12 protein-coding genes are annotated in these 12,648 nt (G+C 39.7%); 7 read left to right on the top strand and 5 right to left on the bottom strand.

What is annotated here, in order from left to right; all coding sequences use genetic code 11:
* Positions 1 to 9 precede the first annotated feature (9 nt).
* Positions 10 to 474, top strand: coding sequence for a hypothetical protein (locus tag L5M51_RS17330; protein WP_263173879.1), 465 nt, complete (start codon positions 10 to 12; stop codon positions 472 to 474).
* Entirely contained in the window at positions 471 to 1,073 is a 603-nt protein-coding gene (locus tag L5M51_RS17325) for a hypothetical protein (RefSeq protein ID WP_263173877.1), read from the top strand. Before L5M51_RS17330 ends, L5M51_RS17325 begins: the two co-directional genes overlap by 4 nt.
* On the opposite strand, the gene L5M51_RS17320 is transcribed toward L5M51_RS17325, so the two are convergent.
* The 4 genes from L5M51_RS17320 to L5M51_RS17305 are packed head-to-tail and all read right to left on the bottom strand — an operon-like array spanning position 1,054 to position 5,511.
* Positions 1,054 to 1,512: a Mov34/MPN/PAD-1 family protein gene (locus tag L5M51_RS17320; protein ID WP_263173876.1), complete on the bottom strand. Its 459-nt coding sequence runs from the start codon at positions 1,510 to 1,512 to the stop codon at positions 1,054 to 1,056. The genes L5M51_RS17325 and L5M51_RS17320 overlap by 20 nt on opposite strands.
* Positions 1,500 to 3,236: a ThiF family adenylyltransferase gene (locus tag L5M51_RS17315; RefSeq protein WP_263173874.1), complete on the bottom strand. Its 1,737-nt coding sequence runs from the start codon at positions 3,234 to 3,236 to the stop codon at positions 1,500 to 1,502. The genes L5M51_RS17320 and L5M51_RS17315 overlap by 13 nt, the downstream gene beginning before the upstream one ends.
* Positions 3,236 to 4,495: a CBASS cGAMP synthase gene (locus L5M51_RS17310; protein ID WP_263173873.1), complete on the bottom strand. Its 1,260-nt coding sequence runs from the start codon at positions 4,493 to 4,495 to the stop codon at positions 3,236 to 3,238. The genes L5M51_RS17315 and L5M51_RS17310 overlap by 1 nt, the downstream gene beginning before the upstream one ends.
* Positions 4,492 to 5,511, bottom strand: coding sequence for a CBASS cGAMP-activated phospholipase (locus L5M51_RS17305; protein WP_263173871.1), 1,020 nt, complete (start codon positions 5,509 to 5,511; stop codon positions 4,492 to 4,494). Before L5M51_RS17305 ends, L5M51_RS17310 begins: the two co-directional genes overlap by 4 nt.
* Before the next feature lie 456 nt (positions 5,512 to 5,967).
* Between L5M51_RS17305 and L5M51_RS17300 the strand changes: the two genes are divergently transcribed.
* From L5M51_RS17300 to cas6f, 4 genes are read left to right on the top strand one after another with little or no spacing between them, the layout of a single operon-like run.
* Positions 5,968 to 7,200, top strand: coding sequence for a TniQ family protein (locus L5M51_RS17300; RefSeq protein WP_263173869.1), 1,233 nt, complete (start codon positions 5,968 to 5,970; stop codon positions 7,198 to 7,200).
* Complete coding sequence (locus L5M51_RS17295) at positions 7,194 to 9,293, top strand: type I-F CRISPR-associated protein Csy2 (protein WP_263173868.1); 2,100 nt, start codon at positions 7,194 to 7,196, stop codon at positions 9,291 to 9,293. Before L5M51_RS17300 ends, L5M51_RS17295 begins: the two co-directional genes overlap by 7 nt.
* Positions 9,294 to 9,302: 9 nt before the next feature.
* Complete coding sequence (gene csy3, locus L5M51_RS17290) at positions 9,303 to 10,352, top strand: type I-F CRISPR-associated protein Csy3 (protein WP_263173867.1); 1,050 nt, start codon at positions 9,303 to 9,305, stop codon at positions 10,350 to 10,352.
* A gap of 1 nt (position 10,353) precedes the next feature.
* Positions 10,354 to 10,965, top strand: coding sequence for a type I-F CRISPR-associated endoribonuclease Cas6/Csy4 (gene cas6f / locus L5M51_RS17285; protein ID WP_263173864.1), 612 nt, complete (start codon positions 10,354 to 10,356; stop codon positions 10,963 to 10,965).
* Positions 10,966 to 11,629: 664 nt separating this feature from the next.
* Here cas6f and L5M51_RS17280 read toward each other — a convergent pair.
* Positions 11,630 to 12,310 carry a DUF2971 domain-containing protein gene (locus L5M51_RS17280; RefSeq protein ID WP_263173862.1) on the bottom strand — a complete coding sequence of 227 codons (681 nt, stop codon included), beginning with the start codon at positions 12,308 to 12,310 and terminating at the stop codon, positions 11,630 to 11,632.
* Positions 12,311 to 12,476: 166 nt separating this feature from the next.
* Between L5M51_RS17280 and L5M51_RS17275 the strand changes: the two genes are divergently transcribed.
* Positions 12,477 to 12,648, top strand: a 172-nt coding sequence (locus tag L5M51_RS17275) for a transposase (protein ID WP_263173358.1), incomplete at its 3' end; no start/stop codon positions are given.

The raw sequence follows: 12,648 nt of genomic DNA, 5'->3' as shown, positions 1-12,648 counted from the left end.
GCTACAGATATGTTGGAAAACCATTCACAAGAAGTGTTAGCTAAGCTTGTAGACACCTTAACCCAAGTGAAGCAGCTCGCAACTCATGATTTTTCTGGTATTGGTCTAGTGGTTTATAAGGATATAAAAAATATTCCCATATTCCCTCTGCAGCAGCAAAACTTCAAAACAAATCCAAACAATTTGGTCTCCGATTTACTTGAAATTTCAAGCTACGATAGCGAATATCACGATGGCTTTCACTTTATCTCTGAAGATTTTGAGATGTCTCATGTTGCTCAATATTTTTCTCCACCAATCATATCAAATGCCAACGTTGATTATTCAAAAGTTCTCGGAGGTAGATTTATGGCCGCGTTATTCGGGTCATATGTTAAAAGTGTGTTCCTAACCGGAATTCTAACCAGAGGTAATGGTATTATAATTTTTGAACATGGAAATACTGTTTACTCAAAATGCTGGCATAAAATATGATAAACCTAATACCAATAAGCAAAATAATTGTAATCATCGCTGTTTTATATGCCGCAATAATCGCAGCATTACTAACTGCTCTGCACACACCTGATGTCAGTATACTTTCCAATATCGTTATAGCTTTAAAAGGAGCTACAGGACTGAACCTTTTACTTATACTTTCGTTCTCTTTTGGGTGGAGGTGGCTATGGCGTATGTTTCCAAAATTGAACCACATTTTTTTTCCAGACTTAAACGGAAAATGGGAAATGTCGATCCATTGGGTTTCAGAGAAAGATAGTGGGGTCGCCTATGCTACTGCATATATTAAGCAAGATTTTTTAAGCATAAGTATGGAGGTTGTCTCAAAAGATTCGGAGTCGAGCACTTTATTGGCAAAACCCAAAAAAGATCCTGAGTCAGGCCGACCAATTTTGTATTATATCTATCGAAACATACCAACCAAAAAGAATGGAAACAAAGATACACCTTATGATGGAACAGCTATACTAAAGCTAGGTCACGATGACTTCAAAACGTTAAATGGAAACTACTACACGGATAGGTTAACTCATGGTCATTACGAGCTAAAAAGAACTAATACTCATACTCAGTAACATTTATAAAAACCTCCCCATTCCACATTCCATACCAATTTGCCTTACGACCAAGAATAACCAATAGCATAGGTCTTTGAGGTAACTTTTTTCGCCATTCCCTATAATCTAGAAATGAAGGCAATGGATAATCCTGTGGATGAGTATGCCAATCACCAATATGAGTCTGAATAGAATCGGAACTTAACCAAGCTTTATTTGCAGCTTCTTGATGATGTGGACTGCGCCTGCTAAACCTACACCGACTCCTTTGGTCTAACTCGCCAGGCTCCGTTACTGAAAGAATACGTAGGTCATCTCCACGATATTCACCAATTAAAATCCCTCCAGCTTCTTTTGATGAAGTCTCAAACTGTCGATATTTTAGTGTTGGACTCAGAGCTCCCGCTTCGATCAAAACTTTAGTTCCATCTTCAGCGACCAAAACTAATTCCTGCATGATGGGCAATCCAGATTTTTTTTAAGTTTTTTATCCTTTAATTCAATAGCTTGATTAGACACTCTTCTCATCAAGAGACTAGGGGCTTTCTTGTTTCTACCCCTCAATAACTGAACAGCTAATGAAGCAGCTAACATGCTTGCTTCTGAACCAAAAGGTAAATGATTTTCTCCGCAAGATCTTTTGAATAGATGAGATGCATCAGGCTCCTTTCCACTTGCAAAGGAAGGATAAAGTTCAGTTTTGACTGAACCCTTTGAGTAGTCGAACTGACAAGCATAGCAACCATTAATACCATCATCTAACATGGATTTCGCTGTATGCCCGAAACCAGAGATCCAACTGTGAATGAGAAGAATTTTCCCACCTTGAGATCGATATTTGGAAACTTTTGAAGATAAATTCAGAGAAAAAGCCTGATCTCCTGTAGCGTCCAAGATTAAATCAAAGCGGGATAAATCTGAGCTCAAGTTAAATTTACCCTCTGCTCGAATATCCAAATCAAGACCTTGCTCTTCTAGATAATATTTCAGTGAATCGCTCTTTCTTTCACCTATGAACTTTATCCCTAGTATATGCCTACCCACATTTCCAACTTTCAGTACATCATTATCATAAATGACTAAATGACCGGAATCATGCCCAGCACCAACCTGAGATAAACTATGAGCTAAATAACCACCAATTGTTCCAGCCCCAATAAGAGCAATTCTCTTATTGCTCAAAAGAGGAGAAGAAATTGCTCGATTTCGCTCTATCACATGATCAGGAGAACATGGCATTACATCGAGAGGAAATATTTTATCTCTAGAGTTATCAAATATTCTCTTACGTAGCTTCTCTCGAGCTTGCTTACCACGGCCTCTTCGTGATTTAGGTCCATAATGGTTGACAATAGCTTTACGACTTTCCGTCGGTAAATTAAAAGAAACTCCAAAAAATTCTCTGTCATAATGGAAAATAACATCAACAAAAGTATTCCAGCCCTTACTCCACTTACCTAATTTCGCTAAAGCAACTAGAAGCCTTTCTAGTACCAGAGGCTCATTACTAGACATTAAGAGCCAGTTACTAAAATCTTTGAGGGAGTCTGGGGGCCAAGGATGATCATAGTGGATGTATGGGGCTTGAGTTAATTCAACAAATACAGCTGAGTTACGGTATTCAATTAGTCCTACGGAATTTCTACTATGAGCCCACTTTTCAGCGACCTCTCGCTCAGGTGCAACCACATACTCCCTAGAGCTATTTCCATTTATAGCCTTTCTTTCAAAGCTATAGACATCTAAGTTTTTGTTGAGATATGTACTTTCTAATAGGTAAGTAGGGATCCCCCCCCAATAAAGGCTAAACTCAGCGACATAATCCTCGCTATAGTCTCCCGACTCCCATAGCTCAATAACTTCTTCTACCTTGTGTAACCAACTAGAAACCAACTTATTGATATTCAGAGGATCTATGATGGATGTATCACTAAATAAGCAGCAGTATTTTCCTAAGAGTAAATGTGGAAGCCTCCGTTTACGTAGTTGTTCTGGCAATGATTCAACTATTGGGAAAGGAGCTCGATTGAATGAATCTTCTGTTATTTCAAATTTAATTTTATATATACCAGAAGCTTTAGAAAAACTCTTGCTAAAGCAGTAGTCATCGCCTCCAAATTTGGGGTGGAATATATAACCATGAGCTAAAAATTCTTTAGCTGCTAATTGTAACTTCCCCATTATCCAGCGTCCTGATTTACCACATTAGGTTGGGGTTGAGCTTTTGCGGGTTGTGAGCGAATTACAGCCGCAACAGAGCTTGTCGACGTTAGTAAATCTAGCAAACTAGGAAAACGGCTTCCAAATGACTTCTGAAGCTTTATGATTGCATCACTTTTCGTTTTTGCGTGAATAATCGCATTCTGCAAAGATTGATATAGCTCTATTGCAGATTCGTATATTTCATCAATCTCGGATTTTGACATCTCTTTTTTTGGAAATAACAACTCACCTTTGTCTCTCTCTGCATCATTAGGTACACCGTTTAACAACTGACTAGGTAAACATTTGACACATTCCAACAAAGCTTCACCGTCACTTAACTTGTCCATAGAACGCGACCTAGACATTTCTTGAAAAGAAAGAACTACACACGTCATTAATGCCACTGAAGATGGCCCACCTGATTCAAAAGCGTGGTCACGCCAAGCTTTTAAATACCTGCATACTCGACGACAAACATCTTCGCCTCCAACAAGCTCTTTATAGAATTTAAAGTTTTGTTTAAAGTAATCATTGAGAACTGCGGGATCACTAACTGTCCAAGATTCTTCATTCCGAAGTGCCAAATTGACTTCATTTGGTTCTAACCTAGTTCTTGCCTCTAGATAATTTGACGTGCTATCGAAAGCATTTAGCGCAACTTTTTCAAACATGGCCTCATGTCGTTGCTTTGGTACAGCATAGAGCGGGACATCTACATGTGTTAAATCATCAATGATCAAACGTGCACATGTATTTTTTTTATCTGAAAAACCCCAGCCTTTCCGTTTAGCCAAATTTAATAATGTATTGTCGACATAATTGAAAAATAGGTCTTTGCTTATTAATGGCTTATCTTCAAACATGTCAATCGGCAAGTAAATACCATCATCCAAATCCATTTGTTGTGGAGCTTGGCAAGGTGAGTTCATTGTTTTATAAACAAATGATCCTTGTGAAGCAAATTTAGGCTTTAATTTTTGTAATGATTTCTTTTGCTCACTAGATAGCTTCTTTAAATCTTCAGATAAGAAAAGCGTTGATGCGTTGGAAACGTAATGCATTTGACCATTGATATCACTGAAGCTACTTGATAGCTCGGTAAACTTATTCCTTAACTCGTTCCGAACTTCTTCTCGAATAGCTCTCAATTTTTGGATCTGTTCCGGTTTAGGAGTAATCTCGGCAATAAAGCCATTTTGAGGATGATTTAATGCTTTTGATATATCAAAATTCATATTTTTTCACCTGTCGTATCATAGAACTGTGGTTTTGGAGCCAGATGAGAGAAAAAGCTTTTCACTCTTCCATCACCTAGTGAGCTTTGTGCACGATCTGCACCAAAACGTTTCAAAAGGTTAGCTGACTCCTCACTTGAATCTGCGAGATCTATTTCATGCACGTTTGGGTCATCAATATGAACTAACCTCTCACCCAAATAATGAGAAGCCATCGTAACTTGCCAATACTCGGATACATCCATCATTAAACTTAATAAATCTTGTCCATTAGACCACTCATTAAGGTACCCTTTATCTCCTGCCGATTTAGCCGCTAATCTTTTCTTACTTCCCATAGTACCAATACACATCATGTGTATTTGTTCTGGGTCTATCCCAAGAAATCGACTACACGCCAACTCATGATATGTAATAAAACTAGGTAAATTTGCAAATAATCCACCATCAAGCATGAGTCCATCGTTAGAAGAATGAGCAGGAAAATATGTAGGGGCAGCGCTAGTAGACATTGCTACATCACTCACTAACCTCTCACCATCAAATGTAAACTCTTTATGGTGTGGCGTCTTAAATGCCTTAGGGCGTCCTGTAGTACCATTAACAGCAGGGATAACAACCTTAGTTCGCAGATCTCTTAACTTGATATCACCAATAGAACCAACAACTATGTCCTTCAACGCTTGAGGATTAAAAGCGGTGCCGAGTGCTTGATTTTTCTTTCTCCGGATTTTTGCCCAGAAGTTATTATTGGGACTAGGAAAAATTTCACACCTTTTTGAATCGATGAGCTCTAATAATCTGCGCGCAGTTTTCCCTGATGCAAGCCCTAAAGCCAAAATACCACCAATAGACGTACCTGATATCATGTCGAAGTGTTTTGCTATGCTGTAATTAGGATCTCCATTAGAAATATTAGCCTCAATTTCAGCTAAAAGCTTAATGGTATATAAACCACGAACACCACCACCACTTAGCACAAGAGCCTGAACCCTTGGTTTAATTTCATTTTCCAATTTGGCGTTTAACTCATGAACAAATACTATCCAGAAAGATATCATAAAAATAAAAGCTTGATAGCATATATTCTTGTCAAGCTTTTGAATGGGCGTATTAATTTGATTTTTTTATAAAAACATTTCCCAAATAGGACACTGCCGACATCGTAGCTTGTACGGATTCCTGCTTAACCTACTTTGGTAGGTTTAGGGCGATGGCTTAAACTGACCTCGGATTAATTATTCACTAATAGGTGGGGACAAATACAGAGCTTTCATGCTTTCGCATTGTAGGAATTAAATGATCAGAGCCTATGAACTAGCTAATAATTGTCCAAAAGTGAGCTTAGCTTAGAGTATGCAGTATTGCTGCCGGCGCCATGGTAACTACAAAGAATCATTACTCACCATTTGCTATTTTTATGTGACTGCTCTATTTTGTTTTGCTAAGGATTTCTTAGTTGTTGGTTGGTGATGGCATTTTTATTTTCCCCTAGAGCGCGTGCATTTATTGATGAATCGCTTGAAAGTTATTTGCTTCGAATCGTATCGGAGAACTTTTTTGATTCTTATCAGCAGCTCAGTCTGGCTATCAGAGAAGAGCTTCATGAGCTAGACTTCGAGGCACATGGGGCTTTCCCTATCGAGCTAAAACGCCTCAATATTTATCATGCTAAGCACAATAGCCATTTTAGGATGAGGGCGTTGGGCTTACTTGAATCCCTTCTTGGTCTACCTCCCCATGAACTCGAGAAAATAGCCCTATTTAGATCGAACAGAGTCTTTATTGGGCCTAACGCTGCCGTGCATCGTAATGGTGTCGATATTCCTTTAAGTTTTATCCGTTATGCAAATGAGGATGATGTTGAGAGTTTGCCCGTTTGCCCTCAATGCTTAAAGGATGAGCCTTATATTCGGCAAGTTTGGCATTTAAAACCATATGCTGCCTGTGCCAAGCATGAGTGCACGTTGATCCATCATTGCCCCGAATGCAAAGCACCGCTCAACTATATTGAGAATAAATCAATTGGCTATTGTTCCTGTGGATTTGAGCTTTCAAAAGCGGAAATTGTTCGCGCTAAACAGCCAGATCTCATGTTAGCGAGGAGCCTTATTGGTGGTGATGTTACCTCTATAAATCCGCTTCTTCATGAAGTATCTGTGACTCATCGGCTTGCGGCTCTACTTTGGTATGAAAAGCGTTATTGCAAAAGTAAAGAAGCTTCTTTTAGCGATGCGTTGGAGTATTTTGATAACTGGCCTGAAAACTTTTATCAAGAGCTAGACAAACTGACGCAGGGCGCTGAATTAAGACTGATAAAGCTATTTAACCACACTGCATTTCGATTTATTTATGGTGAGTTAATTCTGCATTCCCGCTGTTTGTATCCAGAGGATAAAGATCCACATTTTATCTATGTTGCTTTAATGCGTTATTTGCAAAGATTGGTTGAGCTACATCCAAAATCGAAAAAGCCTAATGTGGCTGATACGCTAGTGTCAGTTGCAGAAACAGCGGTTTTACTGTCAACAACCCAAGAGCAAGTTTATCGGCTTCATCAAGATGGGATATTAACGTCGGCGTTTAGGCAAAAAATGAAGCAGAGGATTGATCCACATATTGGTATTTTTTATTTAAGGCAAGTGATCGAGTATAAAAGCAGCTTCGGCAGTGATAGACAGGGGATGTACTTATCGGCATGGTAAAGAAATTACATTTGCGAGAACTGCTAGATATTGAAAATGTTCAAGCACGTTCGGCAGCGTTGAGGCGTACATTTGCTGCTTATACAGAACCGTTAGATGTGACTGGCGAGGAAAGCTCTGCCCTAATTATTTTGCTTAATCTTACCTATCCGAAAAAGTTGGTGGATGACTTACTCGATAAAAGGTTAGCTAGAACAACTGTTAACAACCAAACCCATATTGATGTTTGCATTGACGAAGTACAATGGCTGCATACCCATAATCTCAAGTACCCAGATATTCGGGTCAGTAAACAAAGGCTCGTTGCCCCCAGTCCTCAATTACATCCCAATATACTGAGTAGCGCTAATTGCCAGCGTACTTTAGGGTGGTCTCATGACAGTGCTAAAGTCAATTTTGCCAAGCTGTTTGGCTGCCAGTTTATTTGGCAAGGTAAAGTAACTTGCCTTGCAACGTTAATGTGTGAAGCACCAAAACACTGGAAAGAGGCTTTTCAAGAACTTGGCATGCCTGTTCAACAGTTTATGAATATTTGCGGCAGGGTGAAGCATTTTTTACCTGCGCAGTTAAGCCCAGATAGAGTCGATAAATACTCCATACAGGTTCGAATGCCATACCGTGATGGATATATAGCTATTACCCCCGTTGTAAGCCATGCACTTCAGTCTGAACTCCAGCAAGTAGCAATCAAAAAACAGGGCCGATATACCAGTCTTGAGTTTATTCGCCCCGCGGCAGTTAGTGAGCTAGTCGCATCTCTTGGCGGTAATGTTAAAGCCCTGAATTATCCGCCTCGTATTAATAAAAAAACTCACGGATTAGGCGATAATTTACTGGCTAGGGTCTTATCTGGTCAGGATGTATTGAATCAAAATGTATTGTCACAGCCTCGATTTGTGAGGGTATTGGATGATCTGTTATCGAGTGAATCAGCGTTGGCGTTAAAGCAACGCAGGCAACAAAAAGTCGCTAACCTTAGACAGATAAGAACGATGTTATCTGAGTGGCTTGCGCCAATGTTGGAATGGCGATTAGAGGTTAAAGAGGGGCTGATTCTTCTTAGCGAGCTTGAGCCTATTAATGGCTCATTAGAATATCAGTTTTTAACCTTTGAGAATGAGCTATTACCTGAGTTACTGATGCCTCTGTTCGGTAGATTAAATTCGGTGATGTCGCATTCTGCAACGATAAGTCAGTATGCCTTTCACCAGAGATTGATGCCCTATCTTCGAAATAGCTTGAAATGGTTCTTAACTCATTTGGCTTATAAAGAACCTTTGCCACAAAAAGAGGATGAGCATTTCCAGCGATATTTACATTTGAAAGGTATTCGGGTGTTTGATGCCCAAGCTTTATCTAATCCCTATTGTGTTGGCATTCCATCTCTCACTGCTGTTTGGGGAATGATGCATAACTACCAGCGGCGATTAAACGAAGGCTTGGGTACTCAGCTTAGATTAACCTCATTTTCGTGGTTTATTCGTCAGTACTCATCTGTCTCGGGCAAAAAACTGCCTGAGTTCGGCATGCAAGGAGCGAAAGAGAATCAATTTAGGCGAGCTGGAATAATTGATAATCGATATTGTGATTTAGTGTTTGATCTTGTCATTCACATTGATGGTTATGAAGACGACTTAGCTATCTTAGATAATCAAACTGAAATGTTGAAAGCAAGTTTTCCGGCGAACTTTGCCGGTGGAGTAATGCATCCTCCCGAGTTAGATGCTGTTGATGCGTGGTGCCAGCTTTATCAATCCGAAGCTGAACTTTTTTCAATATTGAAAAGACTGCCTATGTCAGGAAAATGGATTATGCCGACTAGATATTCAATGGGTAATGTTAGTGATCTTCTGTTTCTGCTAGATAAAAATTCTTCGCTGTGTCCCACTATGCTTGGCTATTTACCATTAACTGAACCCGTTAGCCGAGTCGGTAGCCTAGAGCCTTTACATTGCTATGCTGAACCAGCGCTTGGCGTAGTTGAGTGTGCATCGGCAATTGAGATAAGGTTACAGGGGCAAATAAACTATTTTAAGAGAGCGTTTTGGATGTTAGAGGCAAAAGAGCATTCAATGCTGATGAAACGGATTTAAGGAAGGTTTATGGAGCTATGCAATGTTTTAAAGTATGACCGATCCCTCTACCCAAGTAAGGCGGTATTTTTCTATAAAACGGCCGATTCTGATTTTGTTCCTCTTGAAGCTGAAATCACTCGTATACGTGGTCAAAAAGCTGGATTCACTGAAGCATTTACTCCTCAATTTAAATCGAAAAACTTAGCACCCCAGGACCTTACACACTGTAATCCTCTAACTATTGAAGAGTGTTATGTTCCGCCAAATGTAGAACACATCTATTGCCGCTTCTCGCTAAGAGTACAAGCTAACTCGCTCAAACCTTCTGGCTGCAGCGATCCTGAAGTTTCTACTTTGCTTGAAAAATTGTCCGCAGCATTTAAGGAGTGCGACGGTTACCAAGAGCTGGCGACCCGTTTTTGTAAAAATCTGCTGTTAGGAACTTGGCTCTGGCGTAATCAAAACTCTGGTAATACTCAAATAGATATTAAAACCAGTGCGGGAAAGTGTTATCAAATCAGTAACACGAGGCAGTTAGCTTGGAATATTTGGTCTGATGAAGCCCTGACTATTCTTGATGAATTAAGTAAAGAGATGCACTTAGCTTTGACTGATCCGAATGTATTTTGGAACGCTGATATTACGGCAAAAATTGAGACTGTCTTTTGCCAAGAGATCTACCCAAGCCAAACCTTTGGTGAAAAGTCCGCAGAAGGTGAAACTTCAAAACAGTTTACTAAGGTTAAATGTACTGATGGCCGTTATGCGGTGAGTTTTAATTCGGTTAAGATAGGTGCGGCTATTCAATCAATCGATAATTGGTGGGATCAGGACGATGTTAAACGATTACGAGTACATGAGTACGGTGCAGACAAAGAGCTGAGTATTGCACGGCGTTCACCTGAATCTGCACTGAGTTTTTATACCTTATTTGTAAATACAGAGCTGTATTTAGCTGAACTCAAGCAACAGGTCGCAGAGTCAGGCCATTCAATTCATCCTAATATTTACTATCTTTTTGCTGTCCTGATAAAGGGTGGCATGTTCCAGAAGAAAGCCGAAACGAAGAAGGCATAATATGCAGCGCTACTATTTTATGGTGCGTTTCTTACCACAAGAAGCAAACTTGGCCTTGCTAATGGGGCGTTGTATCTCAGTAATGCATGGGTACATCTGCAAACATGAAATTAAAGGTCTTGGGGTGACGTTTCCTACTTGGTCAGACGCGTCTATCGGTAATGTGATTGCTTTTGTTCATTCTGATGAAATTGTATTGAGTGAGCTGAAGCAGCAATCCTATTTTCAAGATATGAAAGAATGTGGCTTTTTTAGTCTTGGTAACGTTGACGTTGTACCTGATGATTGTGCTGAAGTGATGTTCAAACGTAATCAGGCAATTGCAAAGATGTTTGTTGGTGAGGCCCGCAGACGCTTAAAACGTTTGGAAAAACGAGCGTTAGCTCGAGGTGAGACGTTTAATCCTATAAAACATACTCAGCCAAGAGAGTTTAACATTTTCCATCGTATAGCAATGAACAGCGGTAGTAATAAGCAAGATTACCTTCTTCATATACAGAAAATGGTAGCAAAGGAGCAAACTGAACCATTGTTTAGTAGCTATGGGTTTGCTAGCAATTTACAACTAAATGGAACAGTACCGGAGCTATCTCGTCTTATAGATAAGATTTGACCTTTTGGTTTGGTGGTTGCTGTAAAGTTTTAATTTTAAAGCCAATTATCTGTTTGAGAAATTATATGGTTATTTTCTGAATTTTGGCTCTAGCAATTGATTTTATTTAGGTTTATTTTATAAACGTATTGTGACCTGCCGAATAGGCAGCTGAAAATCTTAACATCGATTTCGTTCACTACACCCTAAAGTGACCTGCCGAATAGGCAGCTGAAAATAAAAACAATCGTTTCGACGTTTATGTTAATACAGTAAACTGCCGGATAGGCAGTAAAAGTCTCTTCTTACCCTATGTAGGAAGAGGATTTTTATTGGTTATACCCTAATTGTTGGTGGATAATAATTTGAGTGGAAATGTGCCTTTTTAAGCTATTCATAGCCATTAAAAAGCTAAAGTTTTATCAAGTTTGAGGAAAATCACTACCAACAAGACGGTAGAAGTGACAATAAATATTGATCAATCTCTAGTAAGCTTTGGGACATTTCCAAGTTAGACTTTCAGCTCGAATTAGTGAGTTTCGAATAAGAATTTCTATTGGTAACGCTCGCTTAAAGGACAGACAACGCTACTGCCAACTTTCCTCATAACACCATATTAACGAAAAAAACGCATAGTAAAAATACTACGCGTTGGCAGTCCCTCTTGAAGCGTTTGTTAGCTAATCTATAGCGAGAACATTGGCAGTTTACGCATTTTTGATCTCACGACAGGTGCACCTACGCCAAACTTTTTAGTCACTGAGTCAACAAGTTGGAAAAACCATTCAGGAGCATCATGCGCAACTCGCACCTCTCGTACCAGTGTATTCAGGTTCACTTTTACAATAGTACCGCGATCACCTTCTGGACGAGTTGAGAGCAGCTTCGCTGAAGGTTTATAAGCCATTAGGCGAACTTCATTCTCAAAAGCATAAAAGTCTGACTTATGCATTAAAGGAGCTAACCCATGGTATTCCTTAAAAGGCTCATCATCATGCGAGATATAATGGACAGGTGAAAGAACAAGGTTGTATTCAGGCAAACATATCACTGCGTTTTTCAAGTGCTCGACATCAGTGACTACACAAACTGAGTTTGTGGAACCACCATAAATTTTCCACATTGCCATACTTTCAGATTTATTCGCATGCCAACAGCTAACATCGACCCAGTGACGATGCTGCTTAAATACCGTTTCATACTCAACTTCATCATGCTTGAAAGATCCAAAAACAGTATTGTATTTGCGATTTTCATACTCATCTTCTAGCTTTCGTCTCTGAATTGTTTGCTTTTCTACTTCTTCAGGAGTTGGCTTAGTCGCTGACGGCATACTGCAAACAATTTGGCTAAGGAGATTAGCCATTCCGTTACTTACCATTATGTAGCTTGGTGTTAAACCGCCCTCGAGTTGGTCTTCAAAACACGATACTCGAGAAAGGAACAAGTTACTGGTACCCCCTGTGTCAGGATAGTTGTCACCCCTAAATAATCATTATTTTTAAAGACAGGGCGCGGCAAATGAGAACGATATGGCTCGGTATTCACCAGAACGTAAAGAGGCGATCCTTAAAAAATTATTACCGCCTCACAATTTAACGGTCGCAGAGGTCGCTCGGGAAGAAGGCATCGCGGTGCAAACCTTGTATCATTGGCGAGATAAAGCCAGAAAAGAAGGTCGTCCCGTGCCAGGTAAAACTCTTA

It is taken from the genome of Shewanella sp. SM73 (genome assembly GCF_025653795.1).
GTDB lineage: Bacteria > Pseudomonadota > Gammaproteobacteria > Enterobacterales > Shewanellaceae > Shewanella > Shewanella oncorhynchi.
Note: the sequence above shows the minus strand (reverse complement) of the source record. Positions and strands in the feature narration are given on the sequence as shown.